Origin of the sequence: Shinella sp. WSJ-2 (assembly GCF_003432075.1) — a bacterium.
Taxonomy (GTDB): domain Bacteria; phylum Pseudomonadota; class Alphaproteobacteria; order Rhizobiales; family Rhizobiaceae; genus Shinella.
In genome coordinates, this window is the sequence record NZ_QWBU01000004.1 from 111,331 (window position 1) to 137,990 (window position 26,660).

Genomic DNA, 26,660 nt, shown 5'->3' on the forward strand with positions numbered 1-26,660 from the left:
AAATGCCGATCAAAGTTGCCGTCGCTGGATCGCGGGGACGGATGGGCCAGACGATCGTCGCGGCGTCGCAGGCGGACAAGACGTTTCACTATATCGGCGGGATCGGCAGGTCCGAGCACGACGAAGCCGGCTTCCTCCCTATCGAAGAGGCATTTGAAACCGCCGACGTCATCATCGATTTTTCAACGGCGGCATCCGCCGCCGCACTCGCCGAGCGATGTGCCGGTCGCAGCGGTCCGGCGCTGGTCATCGGCGCGACGGGTTTCGACCGGGACGAGGAAGACAGAATGGCTGCAGCCGCAAGCCGGATTGCCATCCTGCGCTCCGGCAACTTCTCCATCGGTCTCAATCTCCTGACGACGGTGATTGCGCAGATGTCCGCCATCCTGCCGCCCGACACCTGGGACATCGAGATCACCGAGGCCCATCACCGCCGCAAGGTCGATGCCCCCTCCGGAACCGCGCTCATGCTGGGCGAGGCGGCGGCAGAGGGACGTGCGGTTTCTCTCGACAGCGTGGAACGGCGCAGCCGCGATGGAATGACGGGAATGCGGCCCGAGGGCGAGATCGGCTTCTCGGTCGTCCGCGGCGGCGGCATTGTCGGTGAACACAGCGTAATCTTCGCCGCCGAGGAAGAAGTGATCACGATCTCCCATTCCGCCCTGGGACGCGGCATGTTCGCCCGCGGCGCACTGGCGGCGGCCCGCTGGATCGTCGGCAGACCGCCGGGCGCCTATACGATGGCAGATGTGCTCGATCCGGCCGGATCCAGGGATTGAACACACGAACACCGCCCTGCGGAAACCGGACGGTGTTCTTCACGATCTCCGGCGACTAACCGACCGAGAAGGGCACGGTGACGAAGGTCTGCTCGTCCTGGCGCTGGACGAGAAGCAGCACGGCCTTGCGTCCGGCCTTGCCGGCCTCTGCCACGGCCGTCTTCGCTTCACGCGCCGAGGCCACCGGCTTCTGGTTCACCGAGAGGATAACATCGCCGGGTTGCAGCCCGGCATCGGCGGCCGGCCTGTCCGGATTGACGCCCTCGACGACGGCACCGTTTTCACCCTTCGGCAGGCCGAGCGACTGGCGCATGTCCGCCGTCAGGTCGCCGAGCTGGACGCCGATGGTCGGCACGCGTTGGCCGGCCTCGCCCGACTTGCCGCCGGCATCGGCCAGAACCTGCCCGCCGCCACCGTCATTCGCGCCGATGGTGATCGTCAGGTTCTTGTCGGCACCATCGCGCCAGACCGTCAGGCCCTGCTTTTCACCGGGTGAGAGATCGGCGACCATGCGCGAGAGATCGCGCGGCGAGGTTACCGCCTTGCCGCCGAGCGCCGTGACGACGTCGCCGGAGCGGATGCCGGCCTTGGCGGCGGGCGTACCGTCATCGACCCGCGCCACCAGCGCGCCGGCCGGCTTGGCCAATCCGATCGCATCGGCAACATCAGCGGTCACCGGCTGGATCTGCACGCCGATGAAGCCGTGTTCGATCGAACCGTCCTTCATCAGTTTGGCGACGACGGTCTGCGCCTGATCGGACGGGATGGCGAAGCCGACGCCGACGCTGCCGCCATTCGGCGAATAGATCGCCGTGTTGATGCCGACCACCTTGCCATCGATCCCGACGAGCGGGCCACCGGAATTGCCGTGGTTGATCGGCGCGTCGATCTGGATGAAATCGTCATACGGACCGCTGTGCAGGTCGCGGCCGCGGGCCGAGACGATGCCGGCCGTCACCGTCGTGCCGATGCCGAACGGGTTGCCGATGGCCAGGATCGGATCGCCAGCGCGCAGTTTGTCCGACTGTCCCCAGTCGATGGTGGCAAGCGGCTTGTCCGGCTCGATCTTCACCACGGCTAGGTCGGACTTCGGATCGGCCCCGACGAGCTTGGCCGGCAGTTCCGTGCCGTCGTCGAGCGTCACTTTGATCGTACTCGCTTTGTCGATGACGTGGTTGTTGGTGACGATATAGCCGTCGCGCGTCAAGACGAAGCCGGAGCCGAGCGCCTCGGCTTTACCGCTCGGGCGCTGATCGGGCACCGGCATCTGCCGCTCGCCGAAGAAGTCGCGGAACTGCTGGTCGAAGGGGCTGTCGCCGCCGAAGGGCGAGGTGCCGTCGGCGGAGGCATTCTCGGCCTTCAGCGTGGTCGTGATGGTGACGACGGCGGGCTTGTCGGCCGAGACGATGGCTGCAAACGAGCCGTCTGCAAGGACCGAACCGAAGCTTTGCGGCGCGGCGGCTTGCGCGGCCTGCGTGCCGAGAAGGCTGGAGGCGGCCACGGGCACCACCAGCAGGGCAACGCCGAGAAGCGCTGCGACACGATATTTTTCAAGAATTCTGGTCATGGTCGTCTTCCTTTGTTCGGCGCCCCGGTGCCTAGCGCCGGCGCCGGAGCGCACGAAACCGGACCGCAGGTGCAGGGCGGCCGATCTCGTTTGTGGTTGATGGAAATCCCGGCGGCCTCCAGGGCGAGGCCCAGATTTGACGCCGGCCCCTAGAGCGGAGGCGGCGAGTTCATCCGGCGGGCGCGGGGTCGCCCGCCGGTTGTGAGCGTCAGCTCATCCGGGGAACATCCCGGTTGAGTTCGCGGATGTCGCCCTTGAGGCGCAGGAAGGTAGCCTTCGGGATCGCGCCTCTGTGCATGTCGGCAACCGCCAGGGCGTGACTGCGGATGCTGCTGGCCTCACCCTCGTACTTGCGTGCGGCGCTGGCCGAAAGCTTGTGCATGGCCTCGTCCCGCTCGATCTTCCTGTCGGTCGCGCGGATTTCAGCGAGGACCTGGCTGAGACGCGGCTTGTGGACCTGCGTCGGCGTGACGATGGCCGGCGTCGGTTGGACGAGCGGTTCGGAATCGTGCCCGCCCATGCCGATGGCGGCACCCTGGTGCCCACTGGCGGCGAAGGCGCCACCGGTGGCTAGCGAGAGTGCGATGGTGGCGAAGGCGATGGTTTTGAATGTCGAGCGCATGATGCGTATCCTCGATGAAATGGGGAATTTTCCGTCCCCGGCAGGCTGTCCGGTGTCGTCGCGTCGCGGTTGCTTCCCGCCGGCGGCATCCAGCCTGTCACCATCTATAAGCTCGCCGATCGGCCCAGGTCATGTTACAATTAAATAAAGTTTCGGCCGGCATTTTTGCCAAAGTATTGCCGGGATTGAGGAATTCTCCTGAGCGAAATTCCGCGGAACGACTTTCCGTTCAAAGGGTTACCCAAAAACGCGCCGGAGAAAGGTGCAGCCTGCTGCATGACGGATCTGTAATCTTTAGGGCATTGCGCCTTGCAGGTTCAGTTCGCTGGAAGCCGCGCCTTGAGCCCGTTGACGATGCGATCAGCCAGAGCTTCGTAATCGCCGTCGAAATGATGCCCCCCCTCGATGGCGATCGATTCCACGCCTGAAGCCTTGAGCGTCGGGCATGGATCGTCGTCTTCCTCCGTGCCGGAAATGCACTGCACCCGTTTGGGGTCGATCTTGGCGATATCATCGACGGGGTCACCGCCCGCGCCCGCGCCTGCCACACCCAGCCATCCGGTGACAGAAACCTCGTAATCGACCTGGTGGGAGAGCGCCATCAGCGTGAGCTGTGGAACGCGGGCGCGGTCCTCGGGCGAAAGCAGGTTGTAGGTCGCCGGCAGGATGTCCGAGCCGAAGGAATAACCGACAAGCAGGACGTGCTTGACGTTCCATTCCTTGCGGAAGGACTCGATGATTCGGGACAGGTCATCCGCCGTCTCCTGCGGCTTGCGCTCGGACCAGAAGTACCGCAACGAATCCACGCCGACGACGGGGATGCCGCGTTGCTGCAGCGCACCGGCCACCTGCTTGTCGATATCGCGCCAGCCGCCATCGCCCGAATAGACCACGGCCATCGTATCAAAGGCCGGCGCTGCCTTGAGAACGGCGAGCGGCAGGCCAAGCGGGCTCTCGGCATCGCCGGCCGCATCGATGCGATCGGTAAGGGTCTGGGCCAGGATGTCTGCGGCGGATGCCGTCTCGTCCCGCACATCGATATCGGCATGCGCCTTTTGCAACGCTGCAACGTGATCGCGCCCCGACTGCGGCGCATTGCCGGTGAAGAGCACCGTCACCGGCGCCGGCAGCGCGCCGTCGGTGAGACCATAGACGGTGCGTCCGTCGAGCTTTGTCTTCGAGGCAGGCGTACAGAGAACCTTGTCGAGCGGAATGCCGGCCTGGGGGTCCACCGCAATTGCCTCGCCGATCGTCGCGGCGGGACTCTGGGCGATCATCGCTAATGCCAGCGCACCGCCCTCACCGATACCGGCGATGATGGGTGGATTGTAGCTCGTTGCCCCGCCGGCCCGCTGAACCTGATGGGCGAGCGATTCCACGTCGGAGATCATATAGACACAATCCCCGTCATCGGCCTGCAAGGCCTTGAGATAGGACGGAAAATCGATGCCGACGACGGCCGCTCCCTTTTCGACGAGGGCATCCGCTTCCTTGTCTTCGTCCGCCCCCCAACCGTTCGCATCCGAGATCAGGAAGACGCTGGCGCTCGGCGCGTCATCCGGCAGGAGAATGTGATCGGCGGGGATCATGCCGGTCGTAAAGCTTTTGTCGGCCTCCTGCGCGAAGCCGATGAGGGGCGCGGCACAGGCGAGCAGGGCGGCAAGCGCGAGAGGACGGGAAAGTTTCATTTCGAAATCACTCCTTTGACGCCGCCGCCGATGAGGAAGGTCACGTCCATCAGGGCCAGCGCCGCGCCCGTGGCATTCGAGACCGCAAGATAGCGCGGCTCCCAGCGCGGATGGAACTTCGATTTGAAGGCGCGCAGGCCTTTGAAATTGTAAAACCGTTCACCATGCTCGAACAGCACGCCGCCGACGCGGTCCCACACGGGAGCTGCTTCGCGCTGCGCCATGCCGGACAGCGGCGCCATGCCGAGATTGAACTGCCGGTATCCCTCGGCCTTGAGATAGTCGAGAATGCTGGCGAAGAGGAAATCCATCGTGCCCTTCGGCGCCTCGGGCGCAAAGCGCATCAGGTCGACGGTCGCTTCCGCCTTCGTGTCGGTCACCATGAGCGTGGCGAAGGCGACGATACTGTCTTCCAGCCGCACGACGGCGACGGGCTGCTCAAGCACATAGCTGTCCTCGAAAGCGCCGAGCGAGAAGGTCTTTTCCTTGGCATTGTGATGGGCGAGCCAGCCGTCGGAGACGGCGCGCAACGCCGGCAGAAGTGCCGCGACATCATGCGGCGGCACGACGGTGAAGGTGAGCCCGTCGCGCAGGCCGCGATTGTGCGATTGCCGGAGATTGGCAAAACGGCTGCCCTTCATCTCGAACTGCGGAAGATCGATGATGGCGAGTTCCCCAAGCTTGAAGGCGCGCAGACCCACATCCGCACAGGCCGAAAGCAGGATTGGCGAGATCTGGTAGAAGGCCGCCCGCCCACCGCCGGCCCGTGCGGCACCGACGAATTGCCAGACCAACTCCGGGAATTCCTCCTCCAGGCCGATCGGATCGGCAAGCGCAATCCAGGACCGGCCATGGATGCCGTACATGATGTAGGACTTGCCCGACGGCGAGAACAAGAGCCGCTTGTCGCCCATGCGCACGAGATTGGCATCGGCGAAATCCTGACCCATGGTGATGGCCACCGCCCGTTCCAGCTCTGCCGGCGTCGGCCCTTCCGTTCGGAAATGCGCCGGCCGCAGCAGGCTGAACAGCGCGAGCGCCGAGGACGCGATGGCAAGCCCCAGCAGGGCACGCAGACCGCGCGGCGCCTCCTCGGAGAATTCGAACTGCCACCACAGTTCATGCGCATATTCCGTATCGCGATAGACGAAGAGCAGGATGAGCGTGGCGGTGACGATGATGACGGCGATCGCCGCAAGCCAGGACGGCCCGAGCGCCTGCCGGAGCAGAGAGGAATGCCGGTCGAAGGCGCGGGCATTGGCAAGCAGCGCGACGATGAACAGCGCAAGCAACCCCGCCTCGAAAACGGCGATGGCCTTGAGGAACGCGAAGGCGAAGGCGACCGAGGCGCCCGCCAGCGCCACCCACCAGGCGCCATCCAGCCGCTGCCCAAGCCCGCGCGCCGCGACGAGCAGCAGCAGGCCGAGCAGGCTCGACAGGAAATGCGCGCCCTCGACGATCGGCAGCGGTAGGTAGCCTGCGAGAAAATCGAGATCGGAATCAGGCGTCGGCACCACGCTGGAAAAGATCAGCATGGCGCCGAGTAAGAGTGAGAGCGTGGAGATCAGCGCGGGCGCCAGCTTGCCGGCGAGTTGCGCCGCCTCGGCCACACCGGGCCGCAACACAAGCTGTCGCATCTCGGTGATCAACAGCAGCACGGTCGCCAGCAGGAGCGGCAGCACGTAGTAGATCAGGCGATAGAGCACGAGACTGCCGAGCAGTTGGTCGATGCTGATCGCATTGGAAAGCCCGGCCATGATGACCGCCTCGAAGACGCCGAGGCCGGCCGGAACGTGGCTCAGAACGCCGAAGCCGATCGCCACCGCATAGACCGCAAGGAAGGTCGGCCATCCGACCTGGGTGTCGGGCAGCAGCACATAGAGCACCGAGGCGGCAGCAGCGATATCGAAGGCCGAGACGAGGAACTGCCGGGATGCGGTTCGGCTGTCCGGCAGCCGCAGCTCGAACCCCTTGAAGCGCAGCACATGCCCGTTGCGGCCGCTGTAGAACAGACCGATCAGGACGAGGAGGATCAGGAGCGCGGCGGCGCGCAGCCAGAACGCATCGACACCGAGAATGCTGGCGACGCGCGGCGCGACGGCGAGCGCCGCAAGCGCGCTGACGGACAGGAGTCCGAGGCCGAAAGCGAGCGTGACGAAGGCGATGACGCGGGCGGTGTCGCCCGGCGCAAGCCCAAGACGCGAATAGGCGCGAAACCGGATCGCCCCGCCGCTCAAGGGACCGAAGCCGACGGTATTGCCGACCGCGTAGGCCATGAAGGCCGTCACCGCGACCGAGGGGAACGGCGCCTTGCGACCGATATAATCGAGCGCATTGGCATCGTAGAGGATCAGCGCCAGGAAGCTCAACAGGGTGAACCCCGCCGCGAGCGCGATGTCACTCCAGGAAGTCGCCGAAAGCGCCGCCAGCACATCGTCGTAACGCACCTCCGCCGTCAGCCGGTAGATGCCCAGCGCAACGAGGGCGAAAACGAGGAGACTCGCGGCCGCAAGAATATAAAGGCGGTAGATCAGGAACAGGCGGAAAAGCCGCGACCCTCCGGCTTCATCGACGACCGCACTGCTCTCTTCCGACATGTTCTGCCCAGCCTTGATTTGGTGACCGCAATACTGGCGCAGGTTGTGGCAAATATCGGGCAGCCTTTCGCCGGCATGCCGCAATTGGCTGCGGCGTATTATCCAGTCCGCGTCTCGAAGCACCTTTTCGACCAACTCTCCAAAAAATCTTCCGCGTCGCGATCCGTTTTCATGCGCCTCATCGTCCTTGGCGCATCCGAAGCTGAAGGAGACATGCCATGACCGACGTTCCTTTTATTTTGATCAACCTGCTCCGGGTGAGGCCGGGAAAGCAAGATGCGCTCATCGCGCTTCTCAGCGAGAACATCGACACGGTGATCCGCACGCTGGACGGCTGGAAAGCCACCCGACTGATCAGCGCCGCCGATGGCTCAGGTGTCGTCATTCATTCCGAATGGGAGACCTTGGCAGCCGTGGAGGCGATGCGGAACGATCCGCGCATGCAGGCCTATTTTCCGAGGATCGCGGAACTGGCAAGTCTGGATTCGCTTCTCGGTTCGGTCGTGTCGGGTGCGGCGCGCTAGGCAATCAAGACAGGGGAACACCATGGCTCAGATGGTCGTGATCTATCGCACACCGCCGGCTGTTTGCGTCTGACGGTTCGGGGGTTCAGATGTATCTCGTCGACGAGAAGGTGCCCTGATGCAAATCGCAGCAGCGCTGTGGCAACCGGCCAATCTGGTGAAAATCTTCACCGACATCGTGGTCAAAGCGGGCAGGCAGGGATGATAATGGATATGGAAGAGTTCGAGGAACACCTTAAGGCACTTCGGCCGCGCCTCCACCGGTATTGCGCGCGGATGACGGGATCGGCCGTCAGCGGCGAAGATGTCCTGCAGGACACGCTGCTCAAGGCGCTTAAGGCGCGAAACCAGGGTGTCGCGGTGGACAACATCGAGGGGTGGCTGTTTCGCATCGCCCACAATACAAGCCTCGACTTCCTGCGCAGCCGGGCGCGCAACACGGTCGTCCCGCTGACCGAGGAGATCGAAGCCGCTCCTCTCCCCGGCACCGATATCGTGGCCGTCGGCTTCCAGACCTTTCTGCGGTTGCCGGAGCTTCAGCGCTGCGCGGTGATCCTCAAGGACGTTCTCGGACATTCGGTCGAGGAGATCGCCGATATCGCCGACTGCTCTCCGGCGGCGGCCAAATCGGCGCTCCAGCGTGGGCGCGGTGCGCTCAGGCTGCTGGCGTCGGAACGGGAAGACACAAGACTACCGTTGATGTCCGATATCGACCGGCGGAAGATCACGGCCTATGTCGATTTCTTCCGCAGCGGCGATTTCGACGCGATCCGCGCCATGCTTGCCGACGACGTGAAGCTCGAACTGGTCAATCGGCTCCACCTGCAGGGACGCGAGAAGATCACCCCCTATTTCACGCGCTATGCGGAAGTGGCGAAATGGCGCTTCGCCGTGGGCGCGGTGGAAGGGCAGCCGGCCATGCTGGTTTTCGATGGCACCGGCACGATGGAGAGCCCCGCCCATTTCGTCTTGATCGAATGGTCGGACGAGCGAATCACCGGGATCCGGGATTTCCTTTTCGCGCCCTATGTGCTCGAGGCCGTGGACTGGGTGCGGCTCGGCTAGCGTCCTGTGTAGGCCATTCCAAGCCTACAGCAGCGGATCGAAAAGCCGATGTCATTCCCGTGTCATCGCAGTCTGCTGAAACGCTGCCCCATGCCGTCGGGCAAATGTGACAGCTCCGCTCCGGGAATGTCCGTTGCATGACAGGCACACGCGTCGCGGGTCTGAAGACAGCGCGGTGGTTAAGGACAGTCCAGCTCAGGAACCAAGCCCGATGATCGAAACGGTCGCTTCTCCCGCCCTCTCCCCCGTCACGGCGCGCAAGGAGGCGGTCGGCAAGCGCCTGAACCGGGCCGTGCGGCGCAACTCGCTGTTATCAGCGTCGGGCCTTTCGGAATATGTCTTCTCACGGCTGTTTCGCAATCTCGTCTATGCACAGATCTGGGAAGATCCAGATGTCGACATGACCGCGCTGAACATCGCGCCGGGCAACACCATCGTCACCATCGCCTCGGGCGGCTGCAACGCGATGTCCTATCTGATCGCCGACCCTGCCCGCATCGAGGCCGTCGATCTCAACCCAGCGCATGTCGCCTTCAACCGCCTGAAATTCACGGCCGCCAGCCACCTGCCCGACTACGAGTCCTTCTACCGTTTTTACGGCAAGGGCGACGACCGACGGAACCTTGACGCCTACGAACTCCATCTTCGCCCGCATCTCGATGAGGAGACGCGCGACTATTGGGAAAGCCGCACGCTGACCGGCCGGCGCCGCATCTCCATCTTCCACCGCAGGCTTTACCGCCATGGCCTGCTCGGCGGCTTCATCGGCCTCGGCCATACGATGGCCCGCCTCTATGGCGCCGACCCGCGTGGCCTCCTGGAAGCCCGCACGCTGGAAGACCAGAAGCGCTTCTTCGACGAGACGCTGTCGCCGCTGTTCGACAAGCGGCTGATCCGCTGGGCAACGGGGCGCAAGAGCTCGCTGTTCGGCCTCGGCATTCCCCCGCAGCAATATGACGCCCTGTCGGGCGCCGGTAACGGCATGGCCGAAATCCTTCGCGCCCGCGTCGAAAAGCTCGCCTGCGGCTTTCCGCTTTCGGAAAACTATTTCGCCTGGCAGGCCTTCGGCCGCAGCTACGGCAAGGACGAACAGGCGCCCCTGCCGCCCTATCTGCTGCGACAGAATTTCGAAACGGTTCGCAGCCGCGCCGACCGCATCTCCATCACCAACACGTCGCTGACGGAATTCCTCGCGGCCAAGGCGCCGCAGACAGTCGATCGCTTCATTCTGCTCGACGCGCAGGACTGGATGACGAATGCGCAGCTCAATGCGCTGTGGAGCGAAATCACCCGCACCGCCACGCCGGGTGCCCGCGTCATCTTCCGCACCGCGCCGGCCGAAAGCCTGCTGCCGGGCCGTGTTGCGCAGGCCATTCTCGACCGCTGGGCCTACCACGCGGCAGAATCGCGGGCCCTGCACGAGAAGGACCGGTCGTCGATCTATGGCGGCTTCCACCTCTATTCCTTCAAGGGGTGAGCACGATGAACACCGTCTCGGATCATGCCCTTCTGATGGATCGCATCTACCGCTGGCAACGGCGGTTCGGCATCTATGACGCCACCCGCAAATACTACCTGCTCGGCCGCGACCCGCTGATTGCCGGCCTTGACCCGCCCCCCGGCAGTTGCGTTCTAGAGATCGGCTGCGGCACGGGGCGCAACCTCGTGAAAGCCGCACGGCTCTATCCGCAGGCCCGTTTCAACGGCATCGACATCTCGCAGGAAATGCTGATGGCGGCTCAGGCGGCCATCGACGGCGCCGGGCTGAACGATCGGGTGCGCCTGGCCCGTGCCGATGCCGCGAACCTCGACCCGCAATCGCTGTTCGGGCACGCCGATTACGACCGCATCTTCATCTCCTATGCCGTATCGATGATTCCGCAATGGCAACGCGTCATGGAAGCCGCAGTCGCCGGCCTGTCGCCGGGCGGAGAATTGCATGTCGCCGATTTCGGCGACATGCAGCACCTTCCCCGCTGGTTCAAGAGCGCCGTGGACACCTGGCTCGGCTGGCACCACGTCACCCCGCGCGCCGACCTGTTCGAGATGTCGTCGCAGCTGGCCGCAACCCATGGCGGCGCCATCAAGGTACACCGCCTACATCGCGGCTTCTCCTGGCTCGTGACCATCCGCAGGGACTGACCGAAGAACACCCCTCTTGTAATACGCCTGTCACGCAGGCTTCTTATCGCAAGAGGGCAACGCACCGCTTTAGAGAGGCACTCCCATGCGTCAACTTCTCCTCGCTTTGGCATCGGCCACGATGCTCGCAGGCGCCGCCCAGGCCGCCACCGTCTATCCGCTCGACCGCGCCACTATCCTGGTCGGCTCCCCCTTCGACTTCAAGGTCGAGTTCGATGCCGTCGTGAAGCCCGAAGACGTGAAGGTCACGGTCAACGGCCAGGACTACGAAGCCGTTTTCGGTAGGAAGGCTGAATTCGTTGCCGAAGAAAAAGGCGAGGAAGACAAGGTTCTGGGTTCCGCACTCATCCTGCGTGACCTGACGATCGCCGCCGCCGGTGAATACAAGATCGAAGTTTCCGCCGGCAGCGAAGCCAAGTCCGTCGCCTGGGACGTCTATGAGACCATCGCCCAGCCGAAGGCCAAGAACATCATCTTCATGATCGCCGACGGCCTGTCCGTCGCCCACCGCACGGGCGCGCGCATCATGTCCAAGGGCATGACCGAGGGCAAGGCAAACGGCCGCCTCGCCATGGACGACATCCCGCCGGTCGCCTTCATCGGCACCTCCTCGACGCATTCGATCGCCACCGACAGCGCCAACACGGCCTCGGCCTACATGACCGGCCACAAGTCGCGCGTCAACGCGCTCGGCGTCTATGCCGACCGCACGCCCGACAGCCTCGACGACCCGAAGGTCGAAACGATTGCAGAAGCGCTGCGCCGCACGACGAAGAAGTCCGTCGGCATCGTCACAACGGCCGAGGTCGAGGACGCCACCCCGGCCGCCCTCGTCTCCCACACCCGCAAGCGCGCAGACAAGGCCGAGATCGTCGGCATGATGCTCGACGTCAAGCCCGACGTGCTGTTCGGCGGCGGCTCGGCCTACTTCTTGGGCAAGGACGTTCCCGGCTCCAAGCGCAAGGATGACAAGGACTACATCGCCGAGTTCAAGAATGCCGGCTATGCCCTTGCCATCGACAAGACGGAGCTGGCCGCAGCCGCCGGCGCCAACGATGAGAAGCTGCTCGGCCTCTTCCACACCGGCAACATGGACGTGACGCTCGATCGCGAATTCCTCAAGAAGGGCACGGTCGACAAGTTCCCCAACCAGCCGGGCCTCGTCGACATGACCAAGGCCGCGCTTGACAAGCTCTCCAAGAACCCGGAAGGCTTCTTCCTGATGGTCGAGGCCGCCTCGGTCGACAAGATGAGCCACCCGCTCGATTGGGATCGCGCCCTCGTCGAAACCATCGAATTCGACAAGGCCGTCGCCGTGGCCCGCGAATTCGCCGACAAGAACCCCGACACGCTGATCGTTGTCACGGGCGACCACACGCACGGCGTCTCCATCATCGGCACGGTCGATGACGAAAAGCCCGGTACGGAGATGCGCGAGAAGGTTGGCACCTACGACAATGCCGGCTTCCCGAACTACGAGGACAAGGACGGCGACGGTTACCCCGATCGCGTCGATGTCTCGCGCCGTCTGTTTATAGCCGCCAACAACGGCCCCGACCATTACGAGACCTTCCGCCCGAAGCTTGACGGCCCGTTCGTTCCGGCCGTCCAGAACGAGGCGAAGGAATATATCGCCAACGAAGCATACAAGGATGTCCCCGGCGCCGTCTTCGTGCAGGGCAACATTCCGAAGGACGAGGATAGCGGCGTTCATGCCGTCGACGACATCGTGCTCCAGGCGGCCGGTCCCGGCTCGGAAGGATTCCGCGGCTATATGGAACAGAGCGACGTCTATCGCGTGCTCGCCGATACCTTCGCGCTCGGCACGGCCAAGGACTAAGGGCTTCTTGCCCCGAAATGGACAGGCGGCCCTGCGCCGCCTGTCCATGCCATCGTGAAGGAACAAGGAAGCAGGCCCATGACGGATACCCACCGCATGTCTCTCACCCGGCGGCGGATGCTCTCGGCGCTTGCGACCCTGCCCGTGCTGTCGCTGGCTCGCCCGGCACTTGCCGGCGAAAAGCTCGGCTTCGGCGAACTCTACAAAAGCTTCGGCGTGCTGGGTCTGGAATTCTCCGACAAGGTGAAACGGCTGAACGGTGAGGATGTCACCGTAAAGGGCTTTATGGCGCCGCCGCTGAAGGCCGAGGCGAACTTCTTCGTGCTCACCGAAATCCCGATGTCGCTCTGCCCCTTCTGCTCCTCGGATGCGGACTGGCCGGACAATATCCTCGTCGTCTATCTCTCGGAAAAACAGACCTTCGTGCAGTACAATGCGCCGATCGAGGTGCATGGCGTGCTCGAATACGGCGCCTGGACCGATCCGGAAACCGGCTTCCGCAGCCAGCTTCGGCTGCGCGAAGCAGCCTTCAACACGGTCTGACCATGTTGGCGCTCGATATTTCCGGCCTTGAAATGCGGTTTCCCGGCCTCGATACGCCGGTGCTTTCCCTTCCCCGGCTCCACCTTCCCGCGGGCCGGCAGCTTGCCGTCACCGGCGCCTCCGGCTCCGGCAAGAGCACGCTGGTCAACGCCATCACGGGGCTGGAAACCGCAACGAGCGGCTCCGTCTCCTGGGGAGAGACGAACATTTCCGCGCTCCCCACCGGCCGGCGCGATGCGTTCCGCGCCACCCATATCGGACTGGTCATGCAGGATTTCCATCTCTTTTCCGGGCTCTCGGCATTCGAAAATGTCATGCTGCCGGCACGTCTTTCGCGTCGACTGACGCCGGCCGCCCGCGAGCGCGCATTACATCTTCTCGAAACGACGGGCATTGCGAGACCGCACCAAAATATCGAAACTCTCTCGCGCGGCGAGATGCAGCGTGTGGCGGTGGCACGGGCCTTGCTGTCGAAACCCGGCGTGATCGTCGCGGACGAACCGACCGCCAGCCTCGACCGCCGTACCGGCGAGGACGTCTCCGAACTGATCGTCCGCCTTGCCCGGCAGGAGGGCGCGACGCTCGTCGTCGTCACCCACGACCTCGCCCTGATGGAGCGGCTCGATCGGCGCATTGCGCTCGACGGCGGCCGCATCGTCGAAGACAGCGCGGAGGTGCGCGCGGCATGATCCGTTTCATCCTTGCCGATCTAAACCGCTTCAAGGCCGGCGCCTTCGCCGTCGTCATCCTGATCGCGCTGTCCGTCGCACTCAGTGTGACCGTCACGTTGCAGGAGCGTGCCGTGCGCCTTGGCAGCGCGCGGGCGGCGGAAAAATTCGATCTTCTGGTCGGCGCGGCGGGCAGCGAGACGCAGCTTGCCCTTTCCGCCGAGTTCCTCCAGCCCTCACCCCTGCCGTTGATGTCGGGCCGCGTCCTGGCAAAGCTATCTGTTGACCCGCGCGTCGATTTCGCCGCCCCGGTCGGCTTCGGCGATTACGCGGATGGTCATCCCGTCGTCGGCACGACGAGTAAGCTGATCGCCGCCCTCTCCCCTGCTCTTGCCCAGGGCGCCGCTTTCGCCAGTCTCGGCGACGCTGTCATCGGCGCTGATGTGCCCAAGCGGATCGGTGCAGAGATCAAGCCAATGCATGGTGGCGCCGAGGAAGGCGGTCATACCCACACCGAGATCGTCTACACGGTGACCGGCCGCATGGCGCCGACGGGCACCGCCTGGGACCGCGCGATCCTCGTGCCGATCCGTGCCGTCTGGCAATTGCATGGCATGTCTTCGTACGACGCACATGACCATGGCGACGAAACGCATGGAAGCGTCGAGCCGGAGGGTCACGAGCACAAAGCGCACGTCTCGGTCGATGCCGCGATAGACGAGCATTTCGATGTCGAGACACCCGGTATTCCCGCCGTTCTCGTCAAGCCGAAAACCATCGCCGACGCCTACCGCTTGCGCCAGGAATATCGCGGCGAGGCGACTCTGGCCGTCTTCCCCGCCGAGGTGCTGACCCGTCTTTATGCGACGTTGGGCGATGCGCGCGGCCTGCTGCTTGCCATCGCTATCGGCACGCAGATCATCGTGATCGCCGCCGTGCTGCTCGTTACCATCATGCATGTCAGTGCCCGTCAGCGGCAGATCGGGGCGCTTCGGGCGTTTGGCGCGCCGCGCCGGGCTGTCGTCGCCATCGTCTGGGGAGAACTCTTTCTGCTCTTCCTCGCCGGCTTCGCCGCCGGCCTGGTGATCGGCTATGGCACGGCACATCTCATATCGGCCACGCTCACCGCAACGATCGCCATCCGCATGCCGGTGGAGTTTGCAAGGGAAGACCTGTCGCTGGCTTTCTGGTTCGTCGGGCTCGCCGTTCTGGTATCGATCCTCCCGGCACTCTCAACGCTTCGTCTCAGCCCGGCGCGCGCCTTGAGAAGCTGATCTGCTACCGGTTCCCTTGCACTATGCTTGTGCGCCCGCGACGCTTTGCCCATCGTCCGGTGGATGACAAGCGCGAATACAGGCAATATACAGTCAATATTCGCGCAGCCTGGAATCTCCCGCATGAAGACATGGCATCCCGATCTCAGCGTGAGCGACAGCCCGCTCTATATGGCGCTTGCCGAGGCGATCGAGCAGGATTTGCGCCGTGGAACGCTTTCGCCCGGCGACAAGCTGCCGACCCATCGCGATCTCGCCGGACGCCTTGCCATCGACGTCACCACCGTCGCTCGCGGCTATGTCGAAGCGCAGAAGCGCGGCCTCGTGCAGGCGCATGTCGGCCGCGGCACCTTCGTGACCGGCGCCGCACGCACCGCCACAGAAACAGTCCAGCCGGATGCCCGCCGCGCGGTCATCGTCGATCCCTCTATGAACATGCCGCCCGAACCGGACGATCCCGCGCTCGTCGCGCGGATGCGCGCTGGTTTTTCAGCGCTTGCCGCCGATCTTGTGCCACTCCTGCGCTACCAGACATTCGGCGGAGCGCCGATGGACAAGGAGGCGGCCGCCCTGTGGCTTGGCCGGCGCGGCCTGGCTCCCTCGCAGGAGCGCATTTTCATCACGCCCGGCGCCCATCCGGCGCTGCTCGCCATCCTCGGCACACTGGCAAAACCGGGCGAAACGGTGCTGTCCGAAACTATCACCTATCCCGGCATGCGCTCGATAGCCGCGCAATTGCGGCTACGGCTTGCCGGCCTTGCCATGGACGATCATGGTATCCTGCCGGAAGCGTTTGCCGAGGCCTGCGAACGGGAAACCCCGAAGGCGCTATACCTCAATCCGACCCTGCAAAATCCGCTGACCTTCACCATGCCGACAGCGCGGAGGACGGATATCGCCTCCATTGCGCAAAAATATCGTGTGCCGATCATCGAGGATGACGCCTACGGCTTCCTACCCCTGAACGGTCCCACACCAGTCGCCGCCGTTGCGCCGGATCTTACCTGGCATATCGGCGGGCTGTCGAAATGCATCGGCGCGGGCCTGCGCCTCGCCTACATCGTCGCGCCCGAAGACGGCCGCGCCCTCTGGTCCTTTGCCGGTGCGATGCGGTCCGGTAATGTCATGGCCTCACCGCTGACCACTGCGCTCGCCACCCGCTGGATCGGCGACGGTACAGCAGACGCCATGCTCGACTTCCTGCGCGAGGAAGCTGCTGCCCGCCAGGCGATGGTCGCGAGCCTGCTTCCGCCGGGCAGCTACCGGGCCGACAAACTCAGCTTCAACATCTGGCTGCCCTTGCCGCATGGCTGGACGCGCTCCACGTTCAATGCCCATATGCGCGCCTCCGGCCTCGGCACCGTCGCAAGCGATGCCTTCGCCGTCGACGGTACACCACCCGAGGCGGTCCGCGTCTGCCTCGGCGGGCCGATTGGCCGTCTGCAACTCCAGACCGCCCTCGAATTCATGGCGCATGCGCTGGAAGGCCCGCCCGAAATGGCCGGCTCTTTCTTCTAATCCGCCGATCCTGCTCCATCCTGGAAAATCAGGCGAACGGCCTTGAGCGGGGCTGCGTCAGTATGTCTGCTGGACATATTGAATGGATTGATTCATCAATATTACCGCAATAAATGAACGTATTGAATGGCATCAAGAAAGGTGCACATCATGGACAAGGACTATCCCGCGCTTCCCCCGATGCAGACCGGCGTCCGGGGCCGCTGCCCGCGCTGCGGCCAGGGTCATCTGTTCAACGGCTTCCTGACGCTCGCGCCGAAATGCGAGGCCTGCGGGCTCGACTATTCCTTCGCCGATCCGGCCGACGGCCCCGCCTTTTTTGTCATCTGTTTCGCCTGCGTGCCTAGCGTGGCGCTGGCCGTGTGGCTGGAAGTCGCTTTCGGCGCCTCGCTGCTCACGCAGTTCCTGGTGACCGGCCCGTTCATGCTTTTGACCTGCGTTCCGCCGCTCAGGCCCCTCAAGGGCTGGCTCGTCGCCAGCCAGTATTTTTACAAGGCCGAAGAGGGCAAGCTGGTTCGCCGGGCGCCCGACCCAAGCTAACTGCGTCCGGATGGCAAGGCCCGCGCGACGGAGATTGCTGGGAGGATTGCGCACGATTTGATGGATTCCGGTGGTCTGGATTGGCTTTATCTGCTACGCCCAAAACACAAGCATCAATCCCGCCTGCCTTCCAGAATGCGCCCCGTGCTCAGCTTCCCGCTTTCCGAAACAGACCCCGTTCTCCACCCCGGTCCGCCTCCCAAGGGCTCGGACGTGGTAATCATCGGCGGTGGCGTCATCGGCGTCGCGACCGCCCTCTTTCTGGCAAAGCGGAATATTTCCGTCACGCTGGTTGAGAAGGGGCGGATCGCGGCGGAACAATCGTCGCGAAACTGGGGCTGGATCCGCAAGCAGGGCCGCGATGCGGACGAGCTGCCGATCGTCGTCGAGGCCTGCAGGCTCTGGAAGCAACTCGCGGAAGAATGCGGCGAGGATATCGGCCTCGCACAGACCGGTGTGACCTATCTCGCCCGGAGTGAAAAGGATCTGGCGAAGTTCAGTGGCTTCATGAAGATCGCCACCGAACATGCGCTCGACACCCGCCTGCTGGATTCCAGCGAAACCGCAAAGCTCTTCACGGGCATCACGCAGCGCTATGCCGGGGCGATGATCACCCCATCCGACATGCGCGCAGAGCCATGGCTTGCGGTGCCGGCCCTTGCCCGCCTCGCTGCCCGCTGCGGCGTGACGATCGTTGAAAACTGTGCCGCCCGCGCCCTGGATGTGTCGGCCGGCCGGATCACCGGTGTTTGGACAGAAGCGGGCCGCGTCGCCACTTCCACCGTGTTGGTGGCTGGTGGCGCCTGGTCTTCCCTCTTCCTGCGCAAGCACGGCATTTCCATTCCGCAGCTCAGCGTGCGGGCAACGGTGGCTGCTACCGTGCCGTTGCCGGACATTCATTCGGGTGCGGCGGCCGACTCGAACGTAGCCTTCCGCCGACGGCAGGACGGCGGCTATACGCTCGCCCCCGGCGGAAGCAGCCTGCTTTACATAGGTCCGGATGCGTTTCGGCATGCGACGACCTATCTTCCCGCCCTGATGGCCAATCCGCTGGGCACCCGCTACGCACCGGCCGCACCCGCATCCTACCCGGACAGCTGGTCGACGCCGCGCGACTGGCAACCGGATACGATAAGCCCGTTCGAGAAGATGCGCGTTCTCAACCCCGCGCCCGAAGCCTCGGGCCTGCGGTCGATCGAGCACAATTTCAAGGCGCTGTTCCCGCAGCTTGGCTCCATTCTCTTCAAGGCGACCTGGGCCGGCATGATCGATGCCATGCCCGATGTTGTCCCGATCATCGACCGCGCTGCGGCGATCGGCGGCCTGTTCGTGGCCACCGGCATGAGCGGCCATGGCTTTGGTATCGGCCCGGGCGTCGGCCGCGTCGTCGCCGATCTCATCCAGGGCAACGACCCCGGTCACGACCTGCAGCGCTTCCGCTTCTCCCGTTTCAGCGACGGAAGCGCTCTACGGCTGGGACCCGCACTTTAGTCTGCCGGGCGGACGAAACAGATTGCATTCGAGGCCATCATGAGTTCCGGACTGATCGACACGAAGCCACTGGCGGGTATTGCGCTCGCCTCTGCCGGCTATGCCTGCTTTGCCCTGCAGGATGCCCTGGTGAAGTGGATGGTCACAACATACGAGGTTCCGCAGATCCTGTTCATACGCAGCCTCGTGATCGTGCTGGTGTCCGGCGTCTTGTTGCGCTTCTACCGGCACCCGTCCATTCTGAAGAGCCCCTATCGCGGCACTGTGGTGCTGCGTGCCGCGCTGATGCTGATCGCCTGGCTGCTCTATTACAATGCCGCGCGCTATCTCGGCCTAGCGGAGCTGACGACGCTCTATTTTTCCGCGCCGATCATCACCGTTTTCCTGTCGATCGTCGTGCTTAAGGAGGCCGTCGGTGCCGGGCGGTGGATTGCCTGCGTGGGCGGCTTCGTCGGCGTTGTGATTGCCGCCAACCCGTCGCATTCGCCGAACCTCATACCCGCCGCCATGTGCCTAGTGGCCGGCTTCTGCTGGGCCTGGAGCACCATCCTCATCCGGCTCGTCAGTCGCAGCGAAAGCACGCTGACGCAGATGTTTGCGACCAGCCTGCTCTTCGGCCTCGCTTGCGCGGCCTCCTTCCCCTGGATCTGGAAGACACCGGATATGGAAGGCTGGATGCTGATGATCGGGCTTGGCCTCGTCGCGACGCTCGGTCAGTTCCTGCTTTATGAAGGATTTCGCTACGCACCGGCCTCCGCACTGGCACCCGTCGAATATACCGGCCTCATCTGGGCCTTTGTCTATGGTTATACCATCTGGGCGGAAATTCCGGCGTTGAACGTTTTCATCGGCGCGATCCTCATCGTTGCCTCCAGCCTGGTGCTCGTCTTCTGGGAACGTCGCGTGGAAATCGCCGCCAGGGACGGCGCGGTTTCCTGACGGCTTCGCGAGGCGAAATCTAGCCTTTTGCCGCGACCTCGTGCCGCAAGGGTTGACTATCCGGCTTCCTGCCCATCTTTGACTATGCATTGGTCGCTGCGGCCATGGACCGTGATCGGACTGCCAGAATGAATGAGACCACCCGCGTGAACGAAACCCAGGCGACGGCCATTACCCTGTCGGAGCCGGAGAAGAATGTCATCATCGCGGGCGTCCTCCTGTCAATGCTGCTCGCTGCCCTTGACCAGACCATCGTGGCACCCGCTATGCCGACGATCGGCAAGGCGCTCGGCCATGCCGACTACCTGCCCTGGATCGTCACCGGCTATCTTCTGACCGCAACCGCCATGGCGCCGCTCTATGGCAAGATCTCCGACGTCTATGGACGCCGCCCGACGATCTTCGGCGCCATCATCATCTTTCTTCTCGGCTCGCTGATCAGCGCGCTGGCGCCCAACATGCTGGTGCTGATCCTCGGCCGCGCGGTGCAAGGCCTGGGCGGTGGCGGCCTGTTTGCCCTCGCGCAGATCGTGATCGGCGACCTCGTCCCGCCGCGCGAACGGGCGCGCTATGCCGCCTGGATTTCCGGCACCTGGGCCGTCGCCTGCATTGCCGGCCCGCTGATGGGCGGCACCTTCGCCGAACACCTGCACTGGTCCGTGATCTTCTGGGTCAACCTTCCGCTTGGCATCGCCGCACTTCTCATCATCAACAATCCCCTGAAGAAGCTGCCGGTCGTCGGCCGCGCGCACAGCATCGACGGCGCGGGCGCCGCCCTGCTCATCACCGCCACCGCACTTCTGCTCCTGGCGCTCAACTGGGGCGGCAGCCGCTATGCCTGGCTGTCCCCGGAAATCCTCGGCCTGCTCGGCTGCTCGGCCCTCTTCTGGGCGCTATTCGCGCTCCGCCTGCGCCGCGCCGCCGAACCGCTGATCTCGCTGGAGGTTCTCGCCAATCCGATCGTGCGCTACGGCACGCTCGCCATGTTCCTCGGCCAGACCGCCAATGTCGGCCTTGCCGTCTATATCCCGGTTTACGGGCAGTCGTTCCATGGTCTTTCGGCCAGCAGCTCCGGCATCGTGATGCTCGGGCTGCTGCTCGGCACCGTCTTTGGCGCGACGACCAGCGGACGGACCATTCCGCGCTTCACGCACTATAAGCGACTAGCGATCGGCGGCGGCGCCTTCAGCGTCCTCTGCCTCGTCGCGCTGGCTTTCCTGACGGGACGCACGACGCTCTTCACGCTGGAACTTCTAACCTTCGGCGTCGGCTTCGGGTCTGGCATGACCTTCCCGGTCGCCACCATCTCCGTGCAGAATGGCGTCGATCAGGCCCATCTCGGCGTCGCGACAGGCGTGCTGACCTTCCTGCGCTCGCTCGGCGGCGCGCTGGGCGTCGCCATGCTCGGGGCCATTGCGCTCAGTAACGGCCTGCCGCTCGGAGGCGAGCATATTCAGGCGGTTGCCGCGAGCACCAAGGAAGCCCTGCCCTTCACCTATATCTTCATCGCCTGCGCCGCCGCGACCGCCCTGTCACTGGTGCTCTTTCACCTGATGCCGGAAAAGCCGCTGCGTGGCCGGGCTGACAACGAGATCGCCGCGATCATCGAATAACCCCGCTTCACACAGAACGGTATTCGCGCTCGATCTCCAGCAAACGCTGCTTGCGCCAAAGGCCGCCGCCATAACCGGTGAGCGCACCATCCGCGCCGATCACGCGGTGGCACGGCACCATCAGCGCGATCTGGTTGGCACCGTTCGCTCGCGCCACGGCGCGCGTGGCGGTGGGGCATCCGATCTGCCGTGCGAGTTGGGCATAGCTGCGCGTCGTGCCGGCCGGGATGCGGCGAAGCTCGGCCCAGACCTCCTGGCTGAACGGACTGCCCGCCTGGTGCAGCGGCGTTTCGAAGACGGCGGAGCGGCCGGCGAAGAAGGCATCCAGTTCGGCGCTTGCCTGCTCAATCACCCGCGTCCGGCCAAGGCCGATGCCATCTTTGGTGGCGGCGCGCAGCTTGCGCAGCTCCTTCGGCAACGCCTTGCGGCCGATGAATTCCAGCAAGTGCAGATGGGTTTCGCTGGCCACGGCGACCATGTCGCCAAGCGGCGTGGCAATCCAGCTCGCGCGCAGCAGGCCGTCCTGCTTGAGCGCAGCGGGTGCACAGCCGAGGATTTTTGCAAAGGCGGTGCGAAACGCGCTGGCACTGTCGAACCGCGCCTCCTGCTGGGCGGCAATGATGCTGCTTCCGTCCGAGAGGGCCTCGAAACCCTCGCGGAGGCGCCGTTGCCGGGCCATTTCAAGGAATGTCATGCCGAATTGCCGCTTGAAGCTGCGCCGGACCGTCGAAAGGTCATAGCCCATCCGCTCGACATGCTCCTCCGACCAGCGGATATCCGGCCGCTCGTCGAGCGCCGCCAACAGGGCGCCGATCGCCGGATCGGCATTCGCGGCAGCCTGTAGCGGATGGCAGCGCTTGCAGGCGCGGAACCCCGCCTCGATGCATTCGCCGATCGTCGCGCGGAAGGTGCAATTGCCCGGCAGCGGCTTGCGGGCCGGGCAGGTCAGGCGGCAGAAGATGCCGGTAGAGGCGACGCAGACATAGGCTTGCCCGTCATAGCGTTCATCGCGGGTGACAAGCGCCTGATAGAGGGTGTCGTGATCTGGAAGGGTAAACAGCATGACATCCTGATAGCACTGCTTTCGACGGCAGTCGGTCGAAAATCGGGCGTCTATTCAAAATGCTGGACCGGCTTAGCCCCGCGCCTCCGGCGACGGTTGCGGCCATCGCGCCAAGGCCTCGCGGCCGGCATCCGTCAGGCCGTAGATGCCTCGGTCGAGCCGCTCAAACCAGCCGTAGACATTCGATTGCAAGATCTTGCCCGCCTCGGGCACGCCGGCGCGGATATCGCGGACCCGCAGCGGCCCATCGACCAGCGTTATCGCGCAACCAAGCGCCTGCTGGCGATAGGCGGTCATCAAAGGCGTGCGCGTGCTGCCGCCGAGTGCCGGATCGCCCCGCCGTTTCTGGTGCTCGCGCATCAGCCGCGACCGGCGTTTCGGATTGGTCCGCGGCATTGGCGTCACGGAGCCGACGATGACGCTGACATCGCCCGCATCCGAAATGCCGAGCATGCCGATGCCGAGCCGACGGCAGAGGTCGCGATAGCGCTTGTCGGCCTCTCGGCCGCGTCCCTTGGCCGAAACCTTCGCGGCAATCCAGACCTCGTCGGAAACCGCCGCCCGATCGACGGCCTGCAGGATGAGCTCCAGATTAAAGGTGAGTTTGAGTTCGCAGATCACCACGACGGGCGGATCGTCGGCGCTGAGGCCGACCAGATCGCAGCCGCCGATTTCGCCCTTGACGACATAGCCCGCCGTTTCGAGGAAGCCTTTGACGGGCAGGTAGAGCGAGGTTTCCATGGTCCTAAAGATCGATGCGGAGAATCATCCGCCGACTATAGCGATCACACCGCGCGGGTCACCTCCCGCTGCTCTAAGGGACGTGCCGAAAATCGCAAATCAGGCGTTAACCGGCATGAGGCAACTTTAAATGTATATTAATGCAAGTTTAATGATCTGCCGCCGATCACGGACATTTTCCTTGGTTTTCCGCCATCCTTGCCCGCAGGCTTGCCTCTGCCGGATGACGCGACACGCTGTCCGGTGGGTTCACGTTCTCGTGCAGGTGGGAAATGATCGCTTTCATCATGCGGCTGAAAAGTCGCGCGCATTTCGTCGTCGCACCGCAACACGGCGCGCATCTTCTGGGCACCAATGCCCGTCGCCGCAAGCAGGCACGCCAGCGCCTCGCCATCATGATCGGCCTGTTCACCCTCGCTTATGTCGTTCTCGGCGCGCGGCTCATCCAGTACGGTATTTCGGAACCCATCCAGTCCGCTTCGATCGGGGCTGGCCACGCCGTCGCCTCGCGTCCCAACATCGTTGATCGCAATGGACTGCTGCTCGCAACCGATCTCAACATGGTCTCGCTTTATGCCGAACCGCGTCGGATCATCGATGCCGACGAGGTGGTGGAAAAACTCGCCTCGGTCATACCGAACCTCGACTGGAGCGAGACGCACAGGAAACTGCGCTCGCAAAGCGCCTTTCAATGGCTACGGCGGCAACTGACACCCAAGCAACAGGCCGATATCCTGGCGCTCGGCCTGCCCGGCATCGGCTTCCGGCCGGAAAAGCGGCGCATCTATCCGGGCGGCGCCACCGCCTCCCACGTCGTCGGCCATGTCAATGTCGATAACCAGGGCCTTGCCGGCATGGAGCGCTATATCGACAGCCAGGGCCTTGCGGATTTGCGCGCGGCGGGCCTTACCAACGACACGCGGCTCGAGCCGGTGAAACTCTCCATCGACCTGCGTGTTCAGAACATTGTGCGCGAGGTCGCCGCGAAGGCGATGGTCGATTACAAGGCGGAAGCGGCAGGCGCCGTCATCGTCGATGTCGAGACCGGCGAAGTGCTCGCCATGGCCTCGGTTCCAGACTATGACCCGAACGAACCCTCGCGGCGGCTAGCCGACGGCAGCGTCGACAAGGAATACGAAAAGGGCTGGTTCAACCGCATCAGCAACGCGACCTTCGAGATGGGGTCGACCTTCAAGAGCTTCACGCTGGCAATGGGCCTGGACGAAGGCAAGATCAACCTCAATTCCGTCGTCGATGCCTCCCGGCCCATCCGCATGGGCGGCTTCACCATTCGCGATTTCAAGGGCAAGAACCGCCCGCTCTCCATTCCCGAAGTGTTTCAGTACTCCTCCAATATCGGCACCGCCGCGGTGGCCGACATGGTCGGCATCGACGGCCACCAGCAATTCCTGACCCGACTTGGCCTGCTCTCGAAAATGGAAACGGAAATGCCAGGCGTCGCGACGCCCACTCAGCCGCGAACATGGAAGAAGATCAATTCCGTGACGATTTCTTTCGGCCATGGCGTGGCGACGACACCTTTGCAGACGGCGGTCGCTGCCGCCGCCCTTATGAACGGCGGCTATCTTGTGCCGCCGACCTTTCTGCCCCGCACGAAGGAAGAGGCGCTGGCGCTGGCCACCCGCGTCATCAAGGACAAGACGAGTGCCGATATGCGCACGCTTTATGATTGGAACGGCGTCAAGGGGTCCGGCCGCCACGCGCAGGTCGAGGGTTTCCATGTCGGCGGCAAGACAGGCACGGCCGACAAGGTGATCAACGGGCGCTATGCGCGCGACATGAATTTCAACGCCTTCGTGGCCGCCTTCCCGATGGACAAGCCGCGCTATATCGTTCTGTCGATCATCGATGCACCCCGGACCGGCGAAAACGGCGGCCGCACCGCCGCCTCCACCGCAGCGCCGATGATCAAGGCCATTATCAGCCGGGTCGCTCCGCTGCTCGGCGTGCAACCCCGCTTCGGCGACCCGGACGAGACCATGCAGCTGGTCGACTATTGAGGCGCGCAGGGCGCCGGCCTGCTCCATTGTGGCGCAATGCGCGTCCGAAACGGCACCTTCGGCAGAATGTCATCTAAGACTTTGTTTATCCGTCACCTCTAGATTTCCGGCGAGAATCATCCTGAGGACATGACGCCCTTGGTAGCTACGCAAATGATGCTGCAACTGGCGCAGCTGATGGAACACGCCGGCAATCTCATTGCGGTGTTCGACCCGGAGGATCGCCTGCGGTTTGCCAACCGGGCGTTTCGCGCCGCCTGGTTCATCGAGGATGACGAAGAGCCCCTCTGGTCCGATCTGATGCGCCGTAACTATCATGCCCGGCGCGGCACGGTCGTGGAGACACCGAATTTCGAGACCTGGCTGCATTCAACGCAGGCGCGGCGCGGAAAAAGCGGTTTTCGCGCCTTCGAGACCGATCTCCATGACGGCCGATGGCTCTGGATGGCCGAGACTGTGCAGACCGACGGCTGGATGCTGTGCGTCGCCAGCGACATCAGCTCCATCAGGCCCGACGAGCGGGCGTTGCGGCAGGATCGCAACATCGCGATCAGGGCATCCCAGACGGACGAGCTGACCGGGCTCCCGAGCCGGCGCTACGTGATGGGCAAGCTAGGCGAACTCGTCTGCTCAGCCGGCGACAGCGGGCAGGATGTCGGCTGCCTGGCCGTGCTCGACATCGACAATTTCAAGTATATCAACGACCGGTTCGGCCATGGCATAGGCGACGCCGTGCTCAGGGATTTCGGCGTCACGCTGCAGCGCCATGTGCGCAAGACGGATATCCTTGGCCGCGTCGGAGGCGAGGAATTCCTGCTCATCCTGCCCAACACGACGATGGAGGACGCCGAGGCGATCGTCCAGCGCATGCTGGTCGCCGTGCGCCATTCCCGGCCGGTGCCCGAACAGGCGAGCTTCCGCTATACCTTCTCGGCCGGCCTTGCCTGGGTCGCGCGCGGCGACGATCCCGGCGCCGTCTACCGCCGCGCCGATCTCGCGCTTTATGCCGCCAAGATGCGCGGGCGCGACCAGATCAGTATCGAGATCCAGCCAGACCGGCGCCTCGGTTCGACCAACGCGGCATCTTCGGATTGATCAGAGAAAATCCTCACGGCACGGCGTGAAGGTATCGATCAGCAAGCCGGGTGCGAGGGCCAAGACACCATGCACGAGGTCAGGCGCCACGATGAAGCTGCTTCCCTGGGCGAGGCGCGTGGTGACGCCATCAATCGTGACGTCGAATGCGCCTTCGGCCACATAGCTCACCTGCGTATGCGGATGGGAATGCAACGCGCCAATGGCGCCCTCCTCGAAACGGAAAGCGACGAGCATGAGTTCGGGGCGGTGGCTCAGCACCGCGCGGCGATTGCCGGGGGCGACTTCGGTCCAGACAGTGTTTTCGGGAAGCGTATAAGGTTGCATGGG

23 protein-coding genes are annotated in these 26,660 nt (G+C 64.1%); 16 read left to right on the forward strand and 7 right to left on the reverse strand.

Annotation, left to right across the window (positions count from 1 at the left end; genetic code table 11):
• Nucleotides 1-2: 2 nt before the first annotated feature.
• A complete protein-coding gene (dapB, locus tag D0Y60_RS11390) occupies nucleotides 3-779 on the forward strand; it encodes a 4-hydroxy-tetrahydrodipicolinate reductase (protein WP_117369962.1) in 777 nt (258 codons plus the stop codon).
• Between the two features lie 55 nt (nucleotides 780-834).
• Here dapB and D0Y60_RS11395 read toward each other — a convergent pair whose 3' ends face one another.
• The 4 genes from D0Y60_RS11395 to mprF all read right to left on the reverse strand — a co-directional run bounded on the left by D0Y60_RS11395 (nucleotide 835) and on the right by mprF (nucleotide 7,253).
• Nucleotides 835-2,346, reverse strand: a complete 1,512-nt coding sequence (locus D0Y60_RS11395; RefSeq protein WP_117369964.1) for a DegQ family serine endoprotease — start codon at nucleotides 2,344-2,346, stop codon at nucleotides 835-837.
• Nucleotides 2,347-2,554: 208 nt separating this feature from the next.
• The gene (locus D0Y60_RS11400) at nucleotides 2,555-2,968 is read right to left on the reverse strand and encodes a hypothetical protein (protein ID WP_117369966.1); all 414 of its coding nucleotides are present in this window, start codon (nucleotides 2,966-2,968) and stop codon (nucleotides 2,555-2,557) included.
• 317 nt (nucleotides 2,969-3,285) lie between these two features.
• Entirely contained in the window at nucleotides 3,286-4,656 is a 1,371-nt protein-coding gene (locus D0Y60_RS11405) for an AcvB/VirJ family lysyl-phosphatidylglycerol hydrolase (protein WP_117369968.1), read from the reverse strand.
• Nucleotides 4,653-7,253, reverse strand: coding sequence for a bifunctional lysylphosphatidylglycerol flippase/synthetase MprF (gene mprF / locus D0Y60_RS11410; protein ID WP_117369970.1), 2,601 nt, complete (start codon nucleotides 7,251-7,253; stop codon nucleotides 4,653-4,655). Before mprF ends, D0Y60_RS11405 begins: the two co-directional genes overlap by 4 nt.
• 218 nt (nucleotides 7,254-7,471) lie before the next feature.
• On the opposite strand from mprF, the gene D0Y60_RS11415 reads away from it, so the two are divergent.
• The 13 genes from D0Y60_RS11415 (at nucleotide 7,472) to D0Y60_RS11475 (ending at nucleotide 21,410) form a co-directional block, all read left to right on the forward strand.
• Entirely contained in the window at nucleotides 7,472-7,777 is a 306-nt protein-coding gene (locus D0Y60_RS11415; RefSeq protein WP_117369972.1) for an antibiotic biosynthesis monooxygenase family protein, read from the forward strand.
• A gap of 213 nt (nucleotides 7,778-7,990) precedes the next feature.
• Nucleotides 7,991-8,842: a sigma-70 family RNA polymerase sigma factor gene (locus D0Y60_RS11420; protein WP_281048142.1), complete on the forward strand. Its 852-nt coding sequence runs from the start codon at nucleotides 7,991-7,993 to the stop codon at nucleotides 8,840-8,842.
• Between the two features lie 211 nt (nucleotides 8,843-9,053).
• A complete protein-coding gene (locus tag D0Y60_RS11425; RefSeq protein ID WP_117369976.1) occupies nucleotides 9,054-10,319 on the forward strand; it encodes a DUF3419 family protein in 1,266 nt (421 codons plus the stop codon).
• A gap of 5 nt (nucleotides 10,320-10,324) precedes the next feature.
• Entirely contained in the window at nucleotides 10,325-10,984 is a 660-nt protein-coding gene (locus D0Y60_RS11430; protein WP_117369978.1) for a class I SAM-dependent methyltransferase, read from the forward strand.
• Nucleotides 10,985-11,069: 85 nt separating this feature from the next.
• Entirely contained in the window at nucleotides 11,070-12,824 is a 1,755-nt protein-coding gene (locus D0Y60_RS11435; protein WP_117369980.1) for an alkaline phosphatase, read from the forward strand.
• 78 nt (nucleotides 12,825-12,902) lie between these two features.
• Nucleotides 12,903-13,367: a hypothetical protein gene (locus D0Y60_RS11440; RefSeq protein ID WP_117369982.1), complete on the forward strand. Its 465-nt coding sequence runs from the start codon at nucleotides 12,903-12,905 to the stop codon at nucleotides 13,365-13,367.
• A 2-nt stretch (nucleotides 13,368-13,369) separates the two neighbouring features.
• Nucleotides 13,370-14,056: an ATP-binding cassette domain-containing protein gene (locus D0Y60_RS11445; protein ID WP_117369984.1), complete on the forward strand. Its 687-nt coding sequence runs from the start codon at nucleotides 13,370-13,372 to the stop codon at nucleotides 14,054-14,056.
• The gene (locus D0Y60_RS11450) at nucleotides 14,053-15,309 is read left to right on the forward strand and encodes an ABC transporter permease (protein ID WP_117369986.1); all 1,257 of its coding nucleotides are present in this window, start codon (nucleotides 14,053-14,055) and stop codon (nucleotides 15,307-15,309) included. The genes D0Y60_RS11445 and D0Y60_RS11450 overlap by 4 nt, the downstream gene beginning before the upstream one ends.
• A gap of 123 nt (nucleotides 15,310-15,432) precedes the next feature.
• The gene (locus D0Y60_RS11455) at nucleotides 15,433-16,827 is read left to right on the forward strand and encodes a PLP-dependent aminotransferase family protein (RefSeq protein WP_117369988.1); all 1,395 of its coding nucleotides are present in this window, start codon (nucleotides 15,433-15,435) and stop codon (nucleotides 16,825-16,827) included.
• A gap of 150 nt (nucleotides 16,828-16,977) precedes the next feature.
• A complete protein-coding gene (locus D0Y60_RS11460; RefSeq protein ID WP_117369990.1) occupies nucleotides 16,978-17,367 on the forward strand; it encodes a DUF983 domain-containing protein in 390 nt (129 codons plus the stop codon).
• A 144-nt stretch (nucleotides 17,368-17,511) separates the two neighbouring features.
• Complete coding sequence (locus tag D0Y60_RS11465) at nucleotides 17,512-18,858, forward strand: FAD-binding oxidoreductase (RefSeq protein WP_245409157.1); 1,347 nt, start codon at nucleotides 17,512-17,514, stop codon at nucleotides 18,856-18,858.
• Between the two features lie 39 nt (nucleotides 18,859-18,897).
• A complete protein-coding gene (locus tag D0Y60_RS11470) occupies nucleotides 18,898-19,797 on the forward strand; it encodes a DMT family transporter (RefSeq protein ID WP_117369992.1) in 900 nt (299 codons plus the stop codon).
• A 68-nt stretch (nucleotides 19,798-19,865) separates the two neighbouring features.
• Nucleotides 19,866-21,410: an MDR family MFS transporter gene (locus D0Y60_RS11475; RefSeq protein ID WP_348627857.1), complete on the forward strand. Its 1,545-nt coding sequence runs from the start codon at nucleotides 19,866-19,868 to the stop codon at nucleotides 21,408-21,410.
• Between the two features lie 7 nt (nucleotides 21,411-21,417).
• Here the strand turns inward: D0Y60_RS11475 and D0Y60_RS11480 are convergent, their stop codons facing one another.
• Both D0Y60_RS11480 and D0Y60_RS11485 read right to left on the reverse strand, forming a co-directional pair.
• Nucleotides 21,418-22,473 (reverse strand): trifunctional transcriptional activator/DNA repair protein Ada/methylated-DNA--[protein]-cysteine S-methyltransferase, encoded by a 1,056-nt coding sequence (locus D0Y60_RS11480; RefSeq protein ID WP_117369996.1) that lies wholly within the window; start codon nucleotides 22,471-22,473, stop codon nucleotides 21,418-21,420.
• Between the two features lie 72 nt (nucleotides 22,474-22,545).
• A complete protein-coding gene (locus tag D0Y60_RS11485; RefSeq protein WP_117369998.1) occupies nucleotides 22,546-23,214 on the reverse strand; it encodes a DUF2161 domain-containing phosphodiesterase in 669 nt (222 codons plus the stop codon).
• Between the two features lie 272 nt (nucleotides 23,215-23,486).
• Between D0Y60_RS11485 and D0Y60_RS11490 the strand changes: the two genes are divergently transcribed.
• Complete coding sequence (locus tag D0Y60_RS11490) at nucleotides 23,487-25,235, forward strand: penicillin-binding protein 2 (protein ID WP_117370000.1); 1,749 nt, start codon at nucleotides 23,487-23,489, stop codon at nucleotides 25,233-25,235.
• 129 nt (nucleotides 25,236-25,364) lie between these two features.
• Entirely contained in the window at nucleotides 25,365-26,330 is a 966-nt protein-coding gene (locus tag D0Y60_RS11495) for a sensor domain-containing diguanylate cyclase (protein WP_117370002.1), read from the forward strand.
• Here D0Y60_RS11495 and D0Y60_RS11500 read toward each other — a convergent pair whose 3' ends face one another.
• A complete protein-coding gene (locus D0Y60_RS11500; protein WP_117370004.1) occupies nucleotides 26,331-26,657 on the reverse strand; it encodes a cupin domain-containing protein in 327 nt (108 codons plus the stop codon).
• Nucleotides 26,658-26,660 lie beyond the last annotated feature (3 nt).

What these genes read in the sequence shown, in the direction of transcription:
- dapB (WP_117369962.1), top strand. Translation starts at nt 3, where the DNA reads ATGCCGATCAAAGTTGCCGTCGCTGGATCGCGGGGACGGATGGGCCAG.
- D0Y60_RS11445 (WP_117369984.1), top strand. Translation starts at nt 13,370, where the DNA reads ATGTTGGCGCTCGATATTTCCGGCCTTGAAATGCGGTTTCCCGGCCTC.
- D0Y60_RS11495 (WP_117370002.1), top strand. Translation starts at nt 25,365, where the DNA reads ATGACGCCCTTGGTAGCTACGCAAATGATGCTGCAACTGGCGCAGCTG.
- D0Y60_RS11405 (WP_117369968.1), bottom strand. Translation starts at nt 4,656, where the DNA reads ATGAAACTTTCCCGTCCTCTCGCGCTTGCCGCCCTGCTCGCCTGTGCC.
- mprF (WP_117369970.1), bottom strand. Translation starts at nt 7,253, where the DNA reads ATGTCGGAAGAGAGCAGTGCGGTCGTCGATGAAGCCGGAGGGTCGCGG.
- D0Y60_RS11480 (WP_117369996.1), bottom strand. Translation starts at nt 22,473, where the DNA reads ATGCTGTTTACCCTTCCAGATCACGACACCCTCTATCAGGCGCTTGTC.
- D0Y60_RS11430 (WP_117369978.1), top strand. Translation starts at nt 10,325, where the DNA reads ATGAACACCGTCTCGGATCATGCCCTTCTGATGGATCGCATCTACCGC.
- D0Y60_RS11500 (WP_117370004.1), bottom strand. Translation starts at nt 26,657, where the DNA reads ATGCAACCTTATACGCTTCCCGAAAACACTGTCTGGACCGAAGTCGCC.
- D0Y60_RS11420 (WP_281048142.1), top strand. Translation starts at nt 7,991, where the DNA reads ATGGAAGAGTTCGAGGAACACCTTAAGGCACTTCGGCCGCGCCTCCAC.
- D0Y60_RS11455 (WP_117369988.1), top strand. Translation starts at nt 15,433, where the DNA reads ATGAAGACATGGCATCCCGATCTCAGCGTGAGCGACAGCCCGCTCTAT.
- D0Y60_RS11395 (WP_117369964.1), bottom strand. Translation starts at nt 2,346, where the DNA reads ATGACCAGAATTCTTGAAAAATATCGTGTCGCAGCGCTTCTCGGCGTT.
- D0Y60_RS11470 (WP_117369992.1), top strand. Translation starts at nt 18,898, where the DNA reads ATGAGTTCCGGACTGATCGACACGAAGCCACTGGCGGGTATTGCGCTC.
- D0Y60_RS11485 (WP_117369998.1), bottom strand. Translation starts at nt 23,214, where the DNA reads ATGGAAACCTCGCTCTACCTGCCCGTCAAAGGCTTCCTCGAAACGGCG.
- D0Y60_RS11440 (WP_117369982.1), top strand. Translation starts at nt 12,903, where the DNA reads ATGACGGATACCCACCGCATGTCTCTCACCCGGCGGCGGATGCTCTCG.
- D0Y60_RS11415 (WP_117369972.1), top strand. Translation starts at nt 7,472, where the DNA reads ATGACCGACGTTCCTTTTATTTTGATCAACCTGCTCCGGGTGAGGCCG.
- D0Y60_RS11400 (WP_117369966.1), bottom strand. Translation starts at nt 2,968, where the DNA reads ATGCGCTCGACATTCAAAACCATCGCCTTCGCCACCATCGCACTCTCG.
- D0Y60_RS11435 (WP_117369980.1), top strand. Translation starts at nt 11,070, where the DNA reads ATGCGTCAACTTCTCCTCGCTTTGGCATCGGCCACGATGCTCGCAGGC.
- D0Y60_RS11460 (WP_117369990.1), top strand. Translation starts at nt 16,978, where the DNA reads ATGGACAAGGACTATCCCGCGCTTCCCCCGATGCAGACCGGCGTCCGG.
- D0Y60_RS11425 (WP_117369976.1), top strand. Translation starts at nt 9,054, where the DNA reads ATGATCGAAACGGTCGCTTCTCCCGCCCTCTCCCCCGTCACGGCGCGC.
- D0Y60_RS11450 (WP_117369986.1), top strand. Translation starts at nt 14,053, where the DNA reads ATGATCCGTTTCATCCTTGCCGATCTAAACCGCTTCAAGGCCGGCGCC.
- D0Y60_RS11490 (WP_117370000.1), top strand. Translation starts at nt 23,487, where the DNA reads ATGATCGCTTTCATCATGCGGCTGAAAAGTCGCGCGCATTTCGTCGTC.